7 protein-coding genes and 1 pseudogene are annotated in these 20,909 nt (G+C 55.8%); 3 read left to right on the forward strand and 5 right to left on the reverse strand.

What is annotated here, in order from left to right; translation table 11 throughout:
• Positions 1-75: 75 nt before the first annotated feature.
• Genes KDX37_RS07280 through KDX37_RS07295 form a run of 4 tightly spaced genes read right to left on the reverse strand, consistent with a single transcriptional unit; the run spans position 76 to position 14,985 of the window.
• Entirely contained in the window at positions 76-2,778 is a 2,703-nt protein-coding gene (locus KDX37_RS07280) for an RHS repeat domain-containing protein (protein WP_406641519.1), read from the reverse strand.
• Positions 2,775-7,100: a SpvB/TcaC N-terminal domain-containing protein gene (locus KDX37_RS07285; protein WP_231651992.1), complete on the reverse strand. Its 4,326-nt coding sequence runs from the start codon at positions 7,098-7,100 to the stop codon at positions 2,775-2,777. The genes KDX37_RS07280 and KDX37_RS07285 overlap by 4 nt, the downstream gene beginning before the upstream one ends.
• Positions 7,101-7,117: 17 nt before the next feature.
• A complete protein-coding gene (locus KDX37_RS07290; RefSeq protein ID WP_231651993.1) occupies positions 7,118-11,971 on the reverse strand; it encodes a Tc toxin subunit A-related protein in 4,854 nt (1,617 codons plus the stop codon).
• Positions 11,972-11,991: 20 nt separating this feature from the next.
• Positions 11,992-14,985: a Tc toxin subunit A gene (locus KDX37_RS07295; RefSeq protein ID WP_231651994.1), complete on the reverse strand. Its 2,994-nt coding sequence runs from the start codon at positions 14,983-14,985 to the stop codon at positions 11,992-11,994.
• A gap of 261 nt (positions 14,986-15,246) precedes the next feature.
• On the opposite strand from KDX37_RS07295, the pseudogene KDX37_RS07300 reads away from it, so the two are divergent.
• Both KDX37_RS07300 and KDX37_RS07305 read left to right on the forward strand, forming a co-directional pair.
• Positions 15,247-17,198, forward strand: a pseudogene (locus tag KDX37_RS07300) (RHS repeat domain-containing protein); the annotation flags it as partial.
• Positions 17,199-17,573: 375 nt separating this feature from the next.
• Entirely contained in the window at positions 17,574-17,972 is a 399-nt protein-coding gene (locus tag KDX37_RS07305) for a hypothetical protein (protein ID WP_231651995.1), read from the forward strand.
• A gap of 196 nt (positions 17,973-18,168) precedes the next feature.
• On the opposite strand, the gene KDX37_RS07310 is transcribed toward KDX37_RS07305, so the two are convergent.
• Positions 18,169-19,692 carry a fumarate hydratase gene (locus KDX37_RS07310; protein ID WP_231651996.1) on the reverse strand — a complete coding sequence of 508 codons (1,524 nt, stop codon included), beginning with the start codon at positions 19,690-19,692 and terminating at the stop codon, positions 18,169-18,171.
• 179 nt (positions 19,693-19,871) lie between these two features.
• Between KDX37_RS07310 and KDX37_RS07315 the strand changes: the two genes are divergently transcribed.
• The gene (locus KDX37_RS07315) at positions 19,872-20,813 is read left to right on the forward strand and encodes an iron-sulfur-binding ferredoxin reductase (RefSeq protein WP_231651997.1); all 942 of its coding nucleotides are present in this window, start codon (positions 19,872-19,874) and stop codon (positions 20,811-20,813) included.
• Positions 20,814-20,909 lie beyond the last annotated feature (96 nt).

Consider the following 20,909-nt stretch of genomic DNA (forward strand, 5'->3'; position numbering starts at 1 on the left):
TGTGGCGGCTGCCTTTTGTCTCCCCAATGCCAGACGTTGGTTCACGTTTGGCATTGAGGTACGTGGGATTTGCGGTCAAGGGTTCAGACTTGCCGTACTCGAACGACGTCTGGTCGGTGAGCCTTGCGCTACAGGTACGACAGAAAACCTCGAGGCTCTTTGCTGGGCGGTTGCAACCACCGCCGTTGATGTCGCCGGCTGCGGTATCACAGGCGATACCGGTGTCACGGAGAATCTGGACGCGGTTGCGGGAGCGACCGAGAGGGGGGCTGCAGGTTTTGGCGCAACCGGGTTTTTGGGGCTGACATGGATGTAAACATCTACTTGATCCTTGGCGTCATTAAGAAACCGGGTTGTGATTTTGTCTGCGACAAGACCAAAGTCGTCCAGTATTCGCTGGGTGCTCTTTCCATTCTGTGTGTCTTCAAAGAATGCCGTTTTCAGAGCCTCGCTTTCACTTTCATAATCGTGGGCAACCTTGAGCACGCCGACGTTTACCACCGTATCCCGCTTGATGACTGACGGTAAATGACCCATGAAGCCTTCCTTTTGCGAAATCAGTTCGTACTGTTTTAACGCAACGTCATTGGCGTGGGCGAGGTCGGTGGAGACATTTCTGAAATTGGATATGAATGTCCATTTATAGGGTTTGAATTTATTTTCAAATGTATTTTCCTGACGGGTTCCTTCCAGTGTGTACTCTGAGTACATCGTGTAGCGCTGCTCTTGAAAATGCTTGTAATGCGTGTCCATAAAGTTGAAAACTACCGAGCGCCTGTTTTTGACGGCCTCGATTTTCGCTTCAAGCCCGGAGTCCTCGTAGGAGATATGCTTTGGTCTGTTTGGATCAGTGCCGACCAACCCCTCGGCATCCACCCATCCAAGCGGATTGTTTTCCACGAATCGGTAAAGGTTGTGCTCTGTAAAGTCTACGGCCGGGTCACAACTGATCCAGCGCTGCAACCACGGTGCGTAATACCGGAAGCCGTAGTAATAAAGCCCGCTTGCATCACGCTCCTTGCCGGAATAACGCACGGTCTTGTAGTTGGCTTCTACTTCACTGCGCGCCGCCCAGCATGCGGTGCCGCCAAACGGGTAATAACGTTCCTGGCTGATCAGCCCGCCGCTCTGATCCAGCTCCAGCGTGCATGAACCCAGGTGATCGGTCAGGCTGTAACGCAGCTGGTTATTGGCAACGGGCGAGTCTGACACCCAATGCAAGACGCGCACGCTGTTGCGACCGGCCTGGGCGGTGATGACGTGCAGGGTTTCGCCGACTGCATTGGTCCTAATCTCCAGAGCCGGCAGGTAGCGCACTTCGTTGATCAGCGTACGACCAGAAGCTTGTGCGCTGCTGATCTTGCGGCAGCGCTGGCCATCTCCGTCATACACATAACATTCCTCGTCGTTGGGGCCGTCAGTGCGCTGCACGCTGGTGATGCGCTGCAACTGATTACGTGCGTCCCAGCTCATACTCTGGCCACGAACCAGCTGCAGAAGATTGCCGTTGGCATCGAATCCGCTGGCAAAATCTGCGTCCCCGTCGTCAATCAAACTACGATTGCTGTCGGGCGCGACGCGCATTTTGCGAGTGAAGCATTGCGTACCGATGTGCCTCATTTCCAGCAGATTGCCTGCTGGATCATAGTCATAGCGTTGCGTGTAGTTGGCGAGCTGGTTGGCATCCGGCGGGGTTTGCAAATCAGGCAGATCCGGGCCGTGACTGGCTCCGGTTATCACCTCAAACCCAGTTGCCTCGATCAGTTGATACAGCGTGTCGTAGCGGTAGCGATTGATGGGTTCGATGCGTTGGTTGGCAAAGAAGCGGACAGACTGGGCGGCGTCTTCCAGCTCCAGGATGTTTCCGACGGGATCGTAGCGGTATTTGAAGTGCTGCAACCGGGAGCTGTCGGGCGAGGACGTGCACTGCTCAATCAGCCGGCCGTCCTGCGCATCGTAGGTGTACTGGCTGACGACCCAGTTACCAGCAGTTTCCTGCTCGACCTGTCCGAATGCGTTGTGAATGATGTTGTCGACCAGAACGCTGAGCCCGACAACTCCTGCCAATGACAGTGAAACGGACTGCAGTTGACCCGCTACGGTCTGGCTGAAATGCTGACTGTTACCTTGGGCGTCGACGTGTCTGATTTGTTCGCCTGACGCGTTGAAGTCTCCAAGGGTTTCCAGTCGGGCTGATTCCAGCAAAGCCTCTCGCTCAGCTTCTTCCAACGGCCAGTCCGGTGTACTCACGTCTTTCAGAAACTGTCGGCTTTCGCTTATGGATGATCCCGGCACACTGTAATCCGAAAACCGCAGCGTCCCGGCCGTGTCGTCATGGCGGATCAGCCGGTTGCACTGGTTATGCTCGCACGTACCCGGTCCGCCATACATGAATCGTTCAGTTACAAAACCCTCATCGGTAATTGACACCGGGCGCAGCAGCGTGTCGTATTCCACCCGACGGTGAGAGTCGCGACTGTCCCAGGTATCCAGCGTCTGGCCTGCAATGCCCGATAGCATCACTCGCCAGCCCGCATCGACGCTTTCAGTCAGCAGTGGCATGCCTGAAAGGCTACGTACAGTTGTGCTGTTGGGCGTCATCAACCGCGTGTCGTATGTATCGGTTTGCTGGCCGGCTGCATTGCAGGTAAAGCGAGTCAACTGGCGTTGCGCAGCAACGTCCGTGCTGCGCCGGCAGTAGACCACGCAACGCACCATCAGACCCCGCCCGTCCACGGCGATAATGTCCGGCGTCCGGGCGTGTAGCAGATGGCTCACGATTGTTCGCCTTCCTTGTTCTGCGCCAGCACTTCTTCGGCGGTATCGTTCTCGTCTTCACTGATGGTGTACCAGGTTCGGTAGGTCTGACGTCGCATCCAGCCTTTGGCAGTGATGGTGATGGTCGGCCGACCCAGCGCGTCGTAAAGCTGCCTGTCGTGATGCCAGTGTTCGCGCAGCGACTTATCGTTGACATAGGCTGAGCTGCTTGAAAAATACGGGCGGTAAACCCGTACTGCCAAGCCCTTGTTGTTGTACTCGATTCGCTCGCTCACCCGCCAACGTGGTGAGGCACTGCTGACCAAAGGCTTCCCATCGACCAGGATGAAGTTACCGGCTTCATCGACCGCGTAGGCATCACCGTCTTCGACCAGTTGTCGGGTTTGCAGAATGCGCCCGAAGCCATCCACTGACACCAGGCTTATCCTGATCTGCCTGGCCGGATCGTCGGGGAAGCGATCTGCCTGGAGCGTCGCGCTGCCAAACGGAATTGATCCGGATTCTTCGGCCATGTTGGCGTCGTAATATGTGGCGCTCGCTTGGTTGTAGAGCGCATCGTCGGGATACTGAATGGCTGTTTGCGTTCCTCCTTGCAGGCGCTCATCGGGGTAAAGTGGATCGAAGCCCACCTCATCGCCCAGCTCGGTACCATAAAAACTGGTCGCCCATACCCGACCAAATGCGTCGTAGTCGGCCTCTTGGGTATTTTGGTTGGGATCAATTATCCGGCACGGCTGCAGAACGCGATAATCATGAAAGATGCGGGTAACACACAGCAGCGGATCAGTGATCTTGCTGACGAACAGACTGTATGTGTCGTACTCGACCTGGGTACTGCCATGGCTGCGAGTGGGTTGGAATGTCATGACGCGATAGAACGCGTGCCCTTCGGCGTAGGTAGCAAAACCGCGTTTGACCGACCAGAGATTCAGGTTGTCGGCCGGAAGAAAACTGGCCATCCGGTGATAGCCCATTTGGCTCAGTCTGGTGACCAACTTGTCGGGGGTCATGACTCGGGCATAGGCGCTCAAGGCGTGATCGTCGAGTTCTGCACTTTCAGTCGCGTCGGCCAATGCCTGAAAGGTGGCCTCGCCATCGCCGCACTTGATATAGCGTTGGACTGACAGGCCGGTCAACGTACGCGGCCACCGGGTGAACGCTCCCGCCGGATCGGCAAACTGTTCATGGCTGATCTGCTGGGGTGACAGTTCTTCACAACTGATCACCATCGCATTGCCACGGGCACGATAGGGCAGGCCCAGCCGCCAGCTTTGCGGGCGGTCAAGATGGATGGCTTCAGCGCGCGTTTCGTTCAGGTAATGAAACTGTTGGGCCTCGTCATGGGACGCTCGCCACCATTGTTGCTGCCAGTCCTCTTCGAAAGGTGGCGCGTCCTCAGGCTTCTTGCGTCTCGCATAGTTGACCGTCACACCGTGAGTCAGAACGCCATAAGCATCCCACGCCAGATTCAGACTGTGAGCGCACTGGGGGTCGTCGAGTTGTTCGGCTTCGTATTGATAGCTGATGGTCTCCAGTTGCAGAGGCGTCATCAGGGCGTAAGGTTGATGTTCATTCAGCGGCTGAAGCTGGCGAACCAGATAACGGTGGGCCTGAACTGAATAAAGCACCGACGGCTGCTGATGTTCATCCAGCCCGAACACTTCGGTGCGCAGCAGTGAACCACTGAGCGTCCGGGCCATTTCATGGCAGGTGGCTTCGTCCGGTTCGGCGATCAGCTCGCTCTGCTGATTGGCCAGGTTGTAGCTGTACAACTGATGGTCGCCCAAGGGGACGGCTTGCGAATCGCGGGTATCGTAATCGCTGAAGTCTGCTGCCGGGTAGCGTCCGGTATGGAACCAGGTTTTGCTGAGCACGGGTGCAGTAAAGCATTCGTCGGACTGTTGCGGTATTTCGGTGTCAGTTTGCAATACCAGTCCAAAACCGCGGAACTCTCGTTCCCGGGCATCATAGAAACCCTGTCGATAGGCAAACAACTGGGTAAGCGTGTTGCCTGTGATGAGGTCCGTCTGGGTTTGTTTGACCACGACGTGAACCGGGAACGGAAGGTATGAAACCGCAGGGTTTTCGGCTGCGCGCAATGCCTGTTTCTCGTCCAGCCACTCCTGCGCTGAACTGCGGTACTTCACGCTGCCGGACGCACCCATATTGTTGTTGGTAGCGTTGAGCAGATACGGTTTATCCAGCGTATCGGCATCGCCCGACACGAAGTGCATGGCCCAGTGACGAGGCGTCATGTGCGGTACGGTCAAGACCAGGCTGGAAAACCCGAGGCCTTGCAGATCGACTGCACTGACCTGACAAAAACGGTCGTAACGGACGCCTTCCGGCCAGGGTTGATCGAAGGGTTCCGCGAAGCCGTTGCCGCCCTTGTTCATGAAAACCCGAACATTGTCAGGTTCGAGGTAAACCAGATCGCTGGCGCCTGAGCCGTCCAGATCTGCCAACCGCACCTGATTGACGTTGAACGTGTCGTAGGGGAAAGGCAGTGTCGCGAACAACTGACCTTTGTCAAAGCGCCCGCGGCCGAGGTTTGGCCAGATCCGTACTTCGTTGTGCCTTATGCGAATCAGGTGCTGCTGCCCGGAACCCAGCAAATCGCTGAACGCCACAAGCTCTTTGGGACTGTCACTGAGCAGGGGCAGGCGATCTTCCTCGTGCGCGATGTCCACCGGCACCGCAAAACCCTGTGCTCGCCGATTGGCATACAGGCGGACACTGCGTGGGCCGATCATTGCAAAGTCAGACAGCCCGTCGCCCACCAGGTCGGCCATGTGTCCCTGAGAATGGAAAAACTCGGTAGGGAAGGCCGAGAACGGTACGAAGCCAGACCAGTCTCCGTCCGGCCTGAGGGTCATGATTCCGGCCATGCCGGGTTGGGCAACGACCCAGTCCAGACGTCCATCGCCGCTCATGTCGGTCAGGGCCTGACGTACACTCGCCGTCGAATCCTGAGTGGGTATAAGCGCGACTTCCTGCCAGGGGCCATAGGCGATGGCATTGCTACCGCCTGATTCAGCGCGAATGGGCTCGCGGTAAAGCCAGCTCTTGTCGCGCTTGTGCAGCACGCCGGGCAGACCTTCTCCATACAAATCCACCAGTAGATAAGGCTGCCCGTCGTTTAGCCCGGCCAGTGAGTCCAGTGGGGTACAGATGACCGGCTTGCCGGAGAACTCATTGTAGGCAAATTGCAATGCAGGTCGCTGATCGAGATTGCGCTGTGTTGTGCCGTCCCAGGCCTGGGCGTGTGCGGCGACCAGAAAGCTGTAGCCAAGGTCGGTGGTGCGATACTCCAGCAGTACGCGTTGGGTCAGCAGCGGGCTTTCACCCAGCTCGGCGAAACGATGAAACATCAATACTTGCTGGCACAGGCGCAACTGGCGCAGCTCGAACCCATACGCAAAACTGGAGTGCGGGTCGTTGCGCAACGGCCACAGACCAGACGCCTGATAGGTCGGCATTGCAGGCAGGTCAATACTTCGCTCGCCGTAATCGAACAGCAGTTCGAAATGCCATTTCAAGGTGCTCAGCGAGGCTTCGTCCCACAGGTACAAGGGGGCTGATGCGTCTTTGTTGCCGTAGCACACACGCTGCAAATAGCGCTGAGCATATGAGGCGTGAATCGCATCAGGTAGCAGTCCTGCACCATCTTCTGCCTGGTATTCAAAAAGAATATGTTCGCCCACTGCGTTCATGCTCTCCTCAAGCAGCCATTCTGCGACACGGCTGGCGTCGGCCGGGTCTGCATGGCGCGAGGTGGCTCGTTTACCGTAGACATACAGACTGCCGTCGGCCCCGTGAACCAGCCAGAATCCTGGATCGGTCGCCTCCGTGCGCCAGCGTTCAATACGGTCAAAGGCCCCTTCCACCCGAGCGAAATAGCGAATCACCTGGTAGGTTCTGTCGAGTGCAGTCTCGTTGTAATGATCGAGATTTGAGGACACCAGCGCACCCGACACGTCACGTTCAGGTAGCCAAACGTCGCCGCTTGGGCCGAGAAAAACGTCTTCATCGGTGTACAGCGGCACCCCTTTGCTCGCACGGCGTCTGACGGATGCCATGCCCAGGTTCCAGCCAATCCCGAACAGGCCGTTGCCAGTCGTGCTCTGATAACTGAGTGACAGCGCGGGCGCATAGCCGCGTCCCTGGCTGATGGGTAGTGTTATTTCCACCGATGCCGCGCCACTGCTGCCCACGGCGCCCCAGCCTTTGCCGATGCTTTGAATGGCACCACCACCCTTGGGCAGTGAGGGCGTGGCAACAGCGGGTTGTGCGCTTTGCTGCGATGATGATTGAGCGTCCATGCCCGTGCCTCCAGCAGTTATTTGCGCTTCGCGGTGTAACGCATGTGAACAATGATGTCGGTGATCGATGCAATCATGTCCGTCTGAAGTCCAGGGTTCGAGAACTGGAGCGTCCAGCGGGAAATCGCGCCGGTGCCTTCGAACGGCAGATAACGCTCATCATCAAAGTTGAAAACAAACAGACCGTCATCGTCTACACCTGTCGAAACCGCAATCTGCTGACTGGCCCGCAGGTTTTCGATCAGGTTTGCAGTGTTTGTGGTCATCTCGACTGCGCTGTAGGTTTGCGTAAGTGTGGCGTGGATATCCTGATACGGGCCTACTGTGACAGGCAGGGAAATACTGATGCGCTTGATGCGCCGCAGGTAAAGATCAGGGTAATCGTCGTCCAGCATCTGTTTGGTGATCTCGAACTCCGCGACGCCGCTATCCGCCAGCATGGCTTCAACAGTTTCCCATCCCTTGTTGGTACCTTCCTCTGCCGGAAGCTGTTTCACTGAAATCGTTTTGACGATTTCCAGCTTGCGCTCGTTGCGGGCCAGATACGCTGCCTCCATCTTCATCAGATCCAGTTTCAGTGACTCACCTGCCGTCAGCCCGCACCATGCATCTTTCCAGGCGGCTGGTTTGACGAAGCGGGTGGTGTAATCGGCTATTTCGAATTGCCAGCAGGCTTGAGCGGCCATGCACAGCGAAAAAGTGGCGTCGTAGGCCTGGTAATAGAAGGTTGAAAGCTGACCATTGAGCCACTGGTAAAGCTGGCTGTTGGTGAAGCGTTTGTTGAGGAAGGCGTGAGCTGCCTCAGCCTGTTTCTTCGCTTCCTGGGCCTGCCTGAGTTGCAAGGCAGTGACGCGTTTCTGCGCATCGTGGACGGCCAGTTGTGCATCAATCTGTTCAGATTCAAACACTGCCTGATCCCGGGCGTTTTCCCATTCCTGACGACGCCGGCGAAACATTTCTGTTCGTTCCATACTTCGGCTGATGCTTTCAAGATCGGCTGCAATGCCTCCGGTAGCATGCGCGACAGCATAGGCCGCACCCTCCAGTCGATGGCCTCCAATAGCGCTGCCTGCAGCCGCGCCCATTGCCATGCCGCCCGTTGCGCCTGCGTGCACGCCCAGATGATTGGGTGCCACCGTAAGCGCTGCGCCTGTTACCCAGGCCGCAGCGGCGATTTTCTGAAACCCGCGAGATTCCAGAAGTAGCTCGCCCGTCGTGATTTCAGCATCGCTGACATTTTCATCCACCAGACCGGCATAAAAGCGGGCGCGTGCGTCAACGATGGCTTTGCTGGCCAAAAGGGCCTTGCGGGTTTCCAGTTCGAGTTTTTGCGTTTCCAGCTGTAGATCAATGGCGAACTGTGCGTATTCCCAAGCCTGCTGCTGTTGCAGTTCGATCAGTTGCCCTTGTTCCTGTCGCTCAATGATCGACAGCAACGTGTTGCCGAACTGGATCAGCATCTCGGCAGCGGCATTGGCCCGGCTTGACATCACGGCAAACCGGTAATGCGGTGTCTCGTGCGCCAGTACGCTGGTCGCGCCGCCGCCGGCTGAGCCGTTGGCGTAGGCGGCCAGCAACGCGCGTGGGTCCAGAGGGGCGCCGAACAAGGGCAACGACAAGGGCTTGCCGTCCAGCGTGAGGTTGTGTCGCAGGTTGTACAGGCGGGACTCAAGCATATCCCAATACTGGACCAGTTCAGCGTTCATCGGCGTGATGAAACGGTCGTTGTCTTCTTCAAGCAATGTCGGGTCGCTGGTAAAGGTGCTCAGGCGCAGGGCATGGTGCTGATGGATGTTTGCCCTGCGAGTGTCCTCTGCGTTGCCGGACTGAGTTTGCTGCAGCTGCGATTCGAATGCCCTGAGACCTGGGCTTTTGGCCTTGGCAATGGCATCCAGCGTGTCGGGCGCCCACTGGCTGCTCAGCACGACATCGGGGCGCGGGCCCAGCAGGTCGAGGATACGTACGTACCAGAGCTTGGCCTCGCCGAGGCTGTCCGGGGTCAGCTGCCGGTAGGCCATGTCACCGCGATCGATGAGGTTCTTGATGTAGTGGAAGTAGACCGCTTTCTGATACTTGACCGGATCGCTGGCTGCGATACCGTCCGGATCGATGGGCGAGCGCATGAAATAGTCGGGGTCGGACGTTTCAACCAGAGGTCGCACGTTCCAGTATGCATCCCGATTGCCGGTTGCCTTGCGACCGGGGTCAAAGATGAAACGCAGCCAGAATTCGGCGTCTTTGAAGCGCTGCTCAAGGTTGAGGCGGTGGGAAACCATGAACGGCAAGTGTAAAAAAAGCTCCCAGAAATAAAGCCCATTGGCACCCTTGAAGTCCATCGCGCTGGGCTCGGTTTCATCCCCTATTGGTGGTTCGCGCAACTGTTGGGTGTCCCAGGACAGAAGCGCTTCCAGTGCAATGCTGGCCTTGTTGATCAGTTCGCGGGCGAACAGGGTGTTCATGCGAATGGGTTTGCGCTTGATGTCTTCCGCCCCGTCAGTGAATTTTATACTTGAATCCGTGAAGTCGATGTACTCCGCTATACCCAGAACGAGGTCGACACGCTTGCTGATTTTTGGCGCGAGCGGCTCAATGCCGGAGGTGGTTGCCAGTACAAGCTCCATTGACGTTGACTTTTTCGCCTCGCCAAAGTCTGCATTCGTGCTTTTTTTATCGATTCCAATGCCGTGGGTTATGTAGAAAATATTTGAGGTATTGCCGTTTGCAGACGAAAGAAACTTGGGGCGGAGTGTTGCTTTATCGAAAGGGATGGAAGCGGTGTACAGGCTGGGTGCCGTTAAAGTGTCTTTAAGGTTGGTATAGGATATAAGCTTCTGTTCGCCGAAAGGATTGTCCAGGCGGGTAGGGTAATGAAATTCTTGATTGTAGGAGTGATATTCAATTTCTGTATGGCTGGGTAATGTTACCTGGGCTGAAATAAAAATATTGGCATCATGCAGCCTTATCCATCCCCTTGCGTCCTCTGCCGCAGGGGATGAAAGAATCTTTTCAAGGGTATCGGCTTTAAAATAGCCGCCCGCCAACGAAAGCTCTTCGTTGTTTACATGCTCTGATGTAATAAAAAAGTTACCGAATTCTTTAGTATAGAGAAATTCACTGGGCTCTTCCGTTTCGTTGGGCGAGAAGCTGGGTGCGAACTCGCTGTTTATTGGAAGGATTGAAGATACCTTCAGTGTTGAACCGTTTTCAATGCTGTAGTAAATGTTTGATTTTTTACTGGCGACGATTGTCATGATGAACGGAGTTGCCACTGGTAGATTACTGGTGAAGGTAAGTGTGAATTTGATATCTGGCTGATCGTCGATGTCGGCGTTGATGCCTGTAAACAGTTCAATCGTTGAAGAGGCATGGTTAACTACTGGAGCAAATTCGCCAGTCATATCTGTAACATGCTTTTGCAATTCCAGGGCGTTCCAACTGTCCGGAGACGCATTGTCAATCACTCTGATCGCAATATGAGTGTTCCAAGTAAACTGAAGGTTGTTTTTATTTTTCAATGCATACACCCAGCATAACTTGCGGACCAGCAACTCATCCGGGTGCGAGGAAGGAATGCTATAAGGTGAAAGAAGAAAGCCCGAACGAGGAAATGAGGGCTTAATATTAAAACTCTTGTCAATATACGCCGTCGTCAGGAATTTGTAGGTGGAGGTCGTCCCATTGAAGTCTCCCTCCGTAAGAGATTCTCCAGCGTACAAGGCGATGAATAAACATTCAGGTGACGTTGAAAGATCGAATACCGCTACAGTATTTAGTTCGTTTTCAAGCGTGTGCTCGCCTTCAGTTGGAAGTTCACCCTCAACTGTTTTTCCATTTCTCTCAGGGTCAGGCTGGTCAAGCAGGTTGTAATGATTCAACCATGTCTTGTTTATATAAGTTTGAGACGTGCTCCAGGAATCGTCATATTTTTTATAGGCGGCGTTGAGCACTATCCTGACTTTGGGTGTTGTTTTTATTTGGGGGGCCAAAGAGTTCGGAGGAAAAACAGTAACGCTACCATCGGCGTCGGGCGTGATTTTTGTAGTGGGCAGAGTGCTCTCCAACTCCTCGGTTACAGGGATCAAGTCCACCCAGGTAATAAACAGTCGGTTGTTGAAAAAGACCGGGCGGATGGTGCGCTCCAGGGTGTTGCCATTGATTCCTACATCCATGCGCTTCCAGTCCGACCATGCACCGGGTGTCGGGTAGTCCTCTTTGGGACCGGCAGTGTCATTTAGGAAGGACCTTTCGTTCATGTCGACACTGCGCCAATAGAATATATTTTCCGCACGGGATTTTCCGATGAAATAATAGTTTCCCCTGGCAAAGTCTGCGCTATCAATATACCCATTAATAACGGTCAAGTTGGCCACCTCCTCAAAACTGGCCAGGTAAGAGTTAACAGCATCCAGTGTGGTGTCGACATGGATTTTGTTCTGGTTGATATCATTTTCCAGCTGCGCAAAGTAAGCGGACTTTTTCAAACGCAGCGCGGGGGAAATATAAACTTCAGGGTACAGCGCCAGTTGCATGTTGCCTGCCCAGATCGGGTATTGACTGCTTCGGCCAAGCCACTCCACAAAGCGCGCGTCATCGGCTCGCAGTGACTCCTGCCCGGGCTCCATCCCCAACAGAGCTCCGTTGATGTACTGCTGCAGACTGCTGATGGCTGACGCGACATAGCTTGTCTGAACATCGTTGCTGACCTGGTTATCGATCAGAAAGAACTCGTACAGGTCGTTCGCAGTCTTTAGTCGGCTATCTAGCCCCAAGGGCCTCAAGACGCGTGAGTTGGGTACAACCTCGCCCAGGTAATAGACAACTAGTGCGTCACGAAACGACTCGTCAAGCTGGCTTTCAATAGAAGGTTTCATGAGAATGTCTTCCTTGACAATCACTGAGAGGGAGTAGTGCTCGCGGTCATTACTGCGTCGCCCAGATAGCTCCAGTCCGTCGCGTCAGCCAGCCGATTCAATGCTGCGGCGTTTAACAGTCGGGAGGCAGACAGCCCTGTTTGCATGCTGGCGCTGTGTAGTCGGCGCAGCCAGTCGACCTGTTCCATGGAAGTGGCGGCGTTGTTGCTGTCAATCAAAGAGGCTGAAGCGCTCTGCACTTCCGAAGCTGACCAGCCAATGAGCGGGGCCAGCAGTTTGGCGCACGTTTTATCGTCTATCACACTGGCGTTTGCTTGGCTGAAATAGCCGAGCAAAGTCGCCTCAGGGAACCCGGAATTGTCCCTCCAGTCCTGATAGCGGTCCAGCAGATAAAGGCTGCTCAACGTCAGGCTGAGCGGGTTCGAAAAATCAGCGCTTAGCCAGTGCGGATTAACCAGAAAGGCTCGCAAAGCTTCAGTGCTCAGGCCCAGTTGTTGAGTCGTTTCGGTATAGCGGGTCAGCATGGCCAACTGTTCGGAAATTGCCTGGGGTGATCGGGAGACCGAGAAAGAAATGACATGCTTCAGTAATATCGAGCTGCTGCTCCCCGCCCAGCACATGACCGTGTCACAGCGGTCAGATGGCAGTCGGACGATGTTTTGTAACAAGCCTTCAACCAGTTGACGCTGCGCTACGTATCCTTTGAAAACAAAATCCCCGAGCAGAACGGACGCTTCTTTTTTTTGCGGGTCACCAAGGCTTCCCCCGATCGCATCCAGTATCTTTTCAGCGAAGTACTGCGCGATATCCTCTGTCGGCGAAAAATCCGCGTCGTTGATCAGACCTTGATCATCTTGCAATGACTGGAGGATCCCCGGCCAATCAATTGCAGGGCTGCCAGCAGGTAACTTCAACTCATTCAGTTCCTGCGGGATCAGCAGGCCCTCTTTGGCTTCCAGGCCCAGTTCAATGACTTGTCGGGTAAGCTCTTCGGTCAGTATGTATTCGACGGGATCCACTGCCAGCTGGCGCCTGACAGTCATGACATCACGGCCGGTACTGGTGAACCACTTCACAGCCCAGTCCATTTGCATGATGACGTCGAGAATGTCTGGTAGCGAATTTTGCACGCTTGTGAGCTCTTCGTATGGACGCAACATTCCGGTGATGAGCAGCTCGCGGTAATGTTGCCCTCCGAGCAGATCTGCCAAGACGCGGCCCTCTTCGGGTTTTAGACCAAACATTGAGGCTATACGGGCCTGGCGGTAAAGCGAAGATATCGTGGCGAGATCTCGTTTCAATGCATTTTGCGCTGTAATCGGCTTGAGGACGCTCAGCGTTTCTGTAGCCAATTGGCTCAGGCTTTCCTGGGTCCTCGTGAGCCCAAGTGCTGCGCAGAGCTGCATCAGCGTACGTTCATTTTCGACGTCGTATTCCCCAAGATAAAACGACACCCTGTCAAGTTTGAAGGGCGTGTTGAACACTGTCGGGCTGTTGAATATCTGATCATTCAGTGGCAACTGTCCGGGGCGGGCGTACACGCTTATATGGTGTAAGAAAGCTGCAAACTCTTCCGGCTTCAGTGAGTAATGCTGACTCAGGAAGCGGTAGGTCCCCAAAGCTCGCACTGTGCTCGGAGTTATCACGAACGCCGTATTTTCAGTCCCTTGGGACCAGATGGAGGCCGTGATTAAAGTATCCAGTTCGGCGAACGGGATATCGAGCCATCGCTGCAAACGGATCATGCGTTGTAAGCGATCAAAGCGGTCTTCGCTGGTATTCAGCAGTCTTGTTGTGCCGGCAGTGCTCTTGTCGAGCGAAAGAGCGGGGCTTTGGTTCCCGTTGACGTAACCCGTGCCATAAAAGGACGGCGTTGGGCTGCTGTTGGCAGAATGATGCGGTGCCGCGCTGGCGACACCCAGCAATGCCTCTACCGCCTGGCCGGATAACCCTGTTTTCTCGATGAACAGCTGCAGTGAATCCAGCGGATTGGATGTTCCGCCAACGGCGTATGGCACACCGTAGTTTTCTCGAAAGAAAGCAGTGATCTGAGCGTTCCCGACTTCGTCTGCGGGTAGTGCGGGTTCGTCGCTCCACACCCCCGCGTCAGGCGGCGTCGGCTCGGGTAGCATAGGCTCAAGCAGGATCGACTGCTGTTCCGGCCCCAGGCCGCTCATCATCATCTGGGCATTCGAGCTGTTTTGCTGCATGGCACCATACGCCACTGTTCCACCGGAGGTTGCCGGGACCTTGAGGCTGATCAGGTAGTTGAGTTCACCCAAGGTCGGGTTTTTACCGCCTAACCCCAGCGAGATCTGTTTATGGCTGCGATTGTAAGGAAACTCGAAAGGGTGTTTCTTTTCGGCAAGTAATTGATAAATGGTTTTGTCTTTATTGCTGACAGCATCGGCTTCTATGTATGCCTTGATAGCGCTGAGTAGCACTTCATTGACGAGCTGCAAGGTAGGGATTGGCGTAAAGGTACTGGCCTGATCAATGATCAGCTCTTTGAGATCCGGCCGTCGCTTGTCGAGCGTAATGCGATTGTCATTCGGTGGATCGCTCTCCAGTTCGGTCGTTGCGAACCGGTACAGGGACGTGAGGTAGGCAACCGGCGAATCTTTCGCCTCAATGGCGCCCACTTTGCAGAACTGATCCCAGTTCTCTTTGAACAGCTTTGGAAAGCTGGGGCCGATTTCAACCAGTGAGCGCACCCCTGTGCGGGTCGCTGACAGGGGAGTACCGCCCGAGGACACCAGCTGGTTGCGATACAAGCGCACAATCTGCATGGCGTAACAGCGTGCGTTGTCATAAGCCAGATCGCCATTGGCGTCGCTGAGTGTCGAGAGTTCGCGGACAAAGGCCGTCTTTGAGCGGCGCACTATGTCGAATACCGACTCGATATTCATGGTCGTCATCGCGTCAACAAAGGATGACTTTCCGTTGTCGCTGCGTGAGGTGTCGGTTTCTGCTTTAGCCAGCGTTTTCAGTAAGGAAAAGGGTTGCTCGGTCATGTCCAGCGCTCCTGTAATCATGTAAGGAGTCTTGGCGAGCCTGGTACTGACGTCTACCTGACAGAATTACCAGTCACGTGGTTTTTAGAGTCGAATATCTTTTAAATCAACAGGTTGTTTTTTCTGTCCGGTGCTAAAAACAATCATGATCGCGCGCGTCCTCAGTTTGGCAGTACGTTGCACGTTCAGATGTTGCAGATGCACTATCGTTGATAGGGAGCGCCCGCAACGGGCATAAGTTCTTTTTCAGGGATGAAGCCGATGAGCCCAGATACTCACACTAATACACAGCTGCTGCTCGTCAGAGAGCCCACAAGGTTTGCCTGTTCAGAGTGTGCAGTTCTGTCGCACAGAGGCGGGTCAGCTTGCGGATGTTCGGGTGACGCAGCTGCGTTTTGACTGCGCGGGTCGGGCATATGCCTGCCGTGACCCACGCTTCTTCATGCGCTCGGCATCTGCGGCCGATGCCCCGGCCAATCAGGTGCAAACCTTCAGCTTGTCGGGCACTGCCTTGTTGACCAAAAACGTCGATGCCGGATGGCAACTGGCGCTGTTGAACGAGGCAGGTGCGGTGTCGAGCCAATGGGATGGCCGCAGCGTTCGCGGCGATATCGAGTACGACGCGGCAATGCGCCCTGTGATGGTCACTGAAGAGGGCCATGTTACCGAGCGTTTCACGTACGGAGGCCCGGCTACGTATGCCCATAACCAGTGCAATCAGCTTATGCGCCACGACGACACCGCCGGCAGCCTGCATAGGCCGGACTACGCAGTTTGCGGCCCGGCCCTTACGGAGCGTCGGCACTTCCTGAACGGACTGGACTTACCCGACTGGCCGCCTGATGAGCAGACGCGTGAGCTGCTTGTTGAGCCAGCCGGGCTCGCCACCCAGTGGGCGTTCAATGCGCTTGGCGAGGCTATCAGCCAAACTGACGCCATGGGCAACACGCAGGCCTCCACAAAGACAGGCTCGGGCAATTTGCAGTCCGTTTCTCTTTGGTTGTCAGATGCTGACGAGCCTGTTGTGCTGGTCAGGAACATGGTCTACAACGCGTTTGGGCAGGTTGAGCAAGAAACCGCAGGCAATACGGTTGTGACCGAGTACACCTACGATACGCAGGACGGTCAACTGGATGAATTGCGTATTTTGTTGCCCGGTGAGTCGCCGTTGCAGCACTTCAAATATCGCTATAACCCCGCCGGCAATATGTTGGAAATGCAGGACGCTGCTCAACCGGTGCGCTTCTTCGCCAATCGACGCATCGAGCCGATCAACCGTTACACCTATGACACGCTGTACCAACTGACTGAAGCCACCGGGCGTGAGGTCGAGACCGGGGCCCGTTATGGTCCGGCTTTGCCTGACCTTCAAACCCCGCCGGACCCCAATCAGATGGCCAATTACACCCAGCAATACGATTACGATCCCTCAGGTAATCTTCTGCAGATGCGTCACGTCGGTGCGCAAAGCTTCACTCGTACAATGCACGTGGACCCAGGCAGCAATCGCAGTATCTGCGATGACGGATCTCGGGACGGGATTTGCAGACCACTTCGACGCCAACGGCAACCTGTTGCAACTTGTACGTGGTCAGGCGCTGAGGTGGGACGTGCGCAACCAGTTGCAGCAGATCACCACCGTGCAACGTCCCCAGTCTTCAAACGACGACGAGAGTTATGTGTATGACGGCCAAGGTCAGCGCTGTCGCAAAACCCACAGCGCGCAAGCCTCGGGTCGTACTTTGATCAACGAGGTGCGTTATCTTCCAGGTCTGCAAATACGCACCAATGCGGTGGGCGAAACCGTACATGCCATCTCCGCACCGGCCGGGCGCAACTGTGTGCGTGTGCTGCACCGGGCTGCGGAACACGCGCAGAACCAGGATCAATTGCGTTACAGCTTCGTTGATCATTTGGGCGCGAGCACGCTGGAACTGGGTGAACAAGGGAAACTGATCAGCCAGGAAAGTTATTACCCGTTTGGTTGCACGTCATGCTGGGCGGCGCGCAGTGCCGTTGAGGGGAATGACAAGACGGTCCTGTATGCGGGTAATGAGCGTGACGCGAGCGGGTTGTATTACTACGGCTTCAGGTACTAAGCGCCTTGGTTGCACCGTTGGATCAATCCAGACCCGGCAGGCGCAGTCACCGGCCTTAATCTTTATGTCATGATGGGTAACAACCCGATAACACGAGTTGATGCTGATGGTCTTCAGCCCGTCGAATTGCCTGATGTATTAAAGGGACTGGCAAAGACAACCGCGAGAAAGTTATTTGAGACAGGAGAAGTACTCAATCCCTACTTGAAAAAACAAGTCATGGACGATACCCATGTATGGATGCGGAAACAAATACGTGGTCACAACCTCAGCGCTACCCAATTTGCGAACGCTACGTGGGACTATTCCAAAAAATTTTTTGGCGCTGAGGAAGAACTTGCCGAGGACCGGATCAGCATGACGCCGGAGGTCAAAAGCGGCATACATATCTAGCTGTCAGCGAACGCTGGCAATCTTCATGTGAACAGCCGAGCTAGAAGTGTGACTTCAGGGGAAATGGCGCCCACTCCCCATTCGTTCAAGCATGTCATGAATGAGGTACTGCTGGAGCACAGTCGCAACAACGGCGAAAACTCGACAAAACTCCCCCGGCATCGAAAACTCCGGGAGTTTGACCCGGCGGTGGCCGTTCTCAAGAAATATCACGACCGGCCCGCGCACTTGGCGAGGCTGGTAACTGCATCTCTGGGTCCGAAAATGACCGACGTTCTCTACAGAGGCGCCAGAGTCATGAACCCTGCTGCGTTCAAAGCGGGCGCACAGCTTACGACCAGTTCTTTTACGTCGTTCACCAGTGACGAAAAAACAGCCAAGCGTTTTATGGGAGCTGCATTCCATGATTCAGGCTTTGTTGCTGCTACCCAGCCGATATTGTTCATCGTTCAAGGCGGTGCACGCAAGATAACGTCGCACTACCGAGTGCGATGAAGGCGTATTCAAGCCTCTTGAAATGTTTACAGTGACGTCGACTGCTGCTGCGGGAAATTACCTGAAGGTGTTTCTTGATGCCCGAAAGGGCGGCGGGACTGGAACCTGGTTCTGATGGGTCAGCCATTGGTCCATTGCAGACCGGCGAACGGTAAACAGGGCGTATCGCTCCCTGTTTACCGCAGACTGACGACTGTTACTGCACTTCTACCGCAAGACTGTCGCTGATCTTCTTCTGCCAGATAGCGGGACCGGTGATGTGGACGGACTCACCGTTGCTGTCAACTGCGACCGTGACCGGCATGTCTTTGACTTCGAACTCGTAAATCGCTTCCATACCCAGTTCGGCAAAGGCCACGACTTTCGACTTCTTGATCGCCTGAGCCACCAAATAAGCAGCGCCGCCTACAGCCATCAGGTACACGGCCTTGTAATCCTTGATCGCGTCGATGGCGGTAGGGCCACGTTCGGACTTGCCGATCATGCCCAGCAAGCCGGTCTGGTCGAGGATCTGGCGGGTGAACTTGTCCATGCGCGTTGCAGTGGTCGGACCCGCCGGGCCCACGACTTCTTCACGCACCGGATCGACCGGGCCAACGTAGTAGATGAAGCGACCCTTGAGGTCCACCGGAAGGGTTTCGCCCTTGTTGAGCATTTCAACCATGCGCTTGTGTGCTGCGTCACGCCCGGTCAGCATCTTGCCGTTCAGCAGGACCGTTTCGCCCGGCTTCCAGCTCTGCACGTCTTCCGGAGTCAGGGTGTCGAGGTTGACACGACGGGCCGATGGACCGGCTTCCCAGACGATTTCCGGGTAGGCATCCAGCGGTGGCGCTTCGAGCGATGCAGGGCCGGAACCGTCGAGCACGAAGTGCGCGTGACGGGTGGCGGCGCAGTTAGGGATCATACACACCGGCAGGGAAGCGGCGTGGGTCGGGTAATCCATGATCTTGACGTCGAGTACGGTGGTCAGGCCGCCAAGGCCCTGGGCACCGATGCCCAGCTGGTTGACCTTCTCGAACAGCTCCAGACGCATCTCTTCGATACGGTTCTGCGGGCCGCGAGCCTTGAGCTCGTGAATGTCGATGGACTCCATCAACACTTCCTTGGCCATCACAGCAGCTTTTTCCGCTGTGCCGCCGATGCCAATGCCGAGCATGCCAGGTGGGCACCAGCCCGCGCCCATGGTCGGAACGGTTTTCAGTACCCAGTCGACGATCGAATCGGACGGGTTCAGCATCGCCATCTTCGATTTGTTTTCCGAGCCGCCGCCCTTGGCCGCAACGTCCACTTCCACGGTGTTACCCGGGACGATGGAGTAATGGATAACAGCCGGGGTGTTGTCTTTGGTATTTTTACGTGCACCGGCCGGGTCAGCCAGGATGGACGCGCGCAGCACGTTTTCAGGCAGGTTGTAGGCGCGACGCACGCCTTCGTTGATCATGTCGTCCAGGCCCATGGTGGCACCATCCCAGCGCACATCCATGCCCACGCGTACGAAGACGGTGACGATGCCGGTGTCCTGACAGATCGGGCGATGACCGGTCGCGCACATGCGCGAGTTGATCAGGATCTGAGCGATGGAGTCGCGAGCGGCAGGCGACTCTTCACGCAGATACGCCTCGTGCATGGCCTGGATAAAGTCCACGGGGTGGTAGTAGGAAATGAATTGCAGTGCGTCTGCAACGCTCTGAATCAGGTCGTCTTGCTTGATCACGGTCATGCGGCGCGCTCCTCTGTAAGGACGGGAACATTCAATTACGCTATCGGCAGCAGTCTGGAACTGCGGCGTGAACCAGAACTGACAGGTTAGCCGTAGCGGGCGCAAAAAGGCGCGGCAGTATAACCTGCCCGACAGGTCAGTCTGTACAATCGCCGTTATTTTCTGCGCGGGGCGCTTTGATGCCGCAATTGCAAGTGGGTGAACGCAGCTGGTTGGTGGCCCCGGCTGCCAATTTGCTCGACGCTCTGAATCAGGCTGGTGTTTCGGTACCTTACAGTTGCCGCGCAGGCAGTTGCCATGCGTGCCTGGTACGTTGTGTGAAAGGCGAGCCTGAGGATGCGCTGCCCGAGGCGTTGGTGCCGGAGAAGCGGCAACAAGGCTGGCGTCTGGCGTGCCAGTGTCGAGTCGTCGACGACCTCACTGTAGAAGTGTTCGACCCTGCGCTTGATGGCTTGCCCGCTCGTGTGGTGAGTTGCGACTGGCTCAGCCCGACGGTTTTGCGCATCCGGCTTGAGCCTGAACGAGCCCTGCGCTATCGCGCTGGACAACACCAGGTGTTGTGGACGTCGTCCGGTATCGCTCGGCCTTATTCATTGGCAAGCCTGCCAGGTGAGGACAGTTTTCTGGAGTTTCATCTGGACTGCCGCAACCCTGGCGCATTCTGCGATGCAGCCCGACAGCTGCAGGTGGGAGATGACATGCGGCTGGGTGAGCTGCGCGGTGGCGCGTTGCGCTATGACTCGGACTGGCAGGATAAACCGCTGCTCTTGCTCGCTGCCGGCACCGGGCTTGGACCCTTGTGGGGTGTGCTGCGCGAAGCGTTGCGTCAGGAGCATCAGGGCACGATTCGCTTGATTCATCTCGCCCACGACAATCATGAACACTACCTGACGGACGAGTTACAGGCGTTGGCCCTGGCCCATCCTCACTTACAGGTCGAGTTGATCACTGCTCAAACGCTCCAGGCGACGCTGGCGGAACTGCGTTTATTGTCCAGGCACGCCATGGCACTGCTGTGCGGCAGTGTCGAGAGCGTGGAGCTGTTTGCCAAGCGCTTGTATCTGGCTGGTCTACCGCGCAATCAGCTGTTGGCGGATGTGTTTGTTGCGCGCCCGGCATGATCCGGCACATGCTTTTATCCGGTCGAACCGGTTCAGGGATCTGAACGACTGCAATCTGCAACCCTGTCTTTTCTGTCAGTAGGCGGCGTGCTGGCC

The organism is Pseudomonas californiensis (assembly GCF_021147775.1).
Lineage (GTDB): Bacteria > Pseudomonadota > Gammaproteobacteria > Pseudomonadales > Pseudomonadaceae > Aquipseudomonas > Aquipseudomonas californiensis.

Bases quoted from the DNA above. Each gene is read 5' to 3' on its own strand.
- KDX37_RS07315 (WP_231651997.1), top strand. From the start codon at position 19,872: ATGCCGCAATTGCAAGTGGGTGAACGCAGCTGGTTGGTGGCCCCGGCT.
- KDX37_RS07310 (WP_231651996.1), bottom strand. From the start codon at position 19,692: ATGACCGTGATCAAGCAAGACGACCTGATTCAGAGCGTTGCAGACGCA.
- KDX37_RS07305 (WP_231651995.1), top strand. From the start codon at position 17,574: ATGAATGAGGTACTGCTGGAGCACAGTCGCAACAACGGCGAAAACTCG.
- KDX37_RS07295 (WP_231651994.1), bottom strand. From the start codon at position 14,985: ATGACCGAGCAACCCTTTTCCTTACTGAAAACGCTGGCTAAAGCAGAA.
- KDX37_RS07290 (WP_231651993.1), bottom strand. From the start codon at position 11,971: ATGAAACCTTCTATTGAAAGCCAGCTTGACGAGTCGTTTCGTGACGCA.
- KDX37_RS07285 (WP_231651992.1), bottom strand. From the start codon at position 7,100: ATGGACGCTCAATCATCATCGCAGCAAAGCGCACAACCCGCTGTTGCC.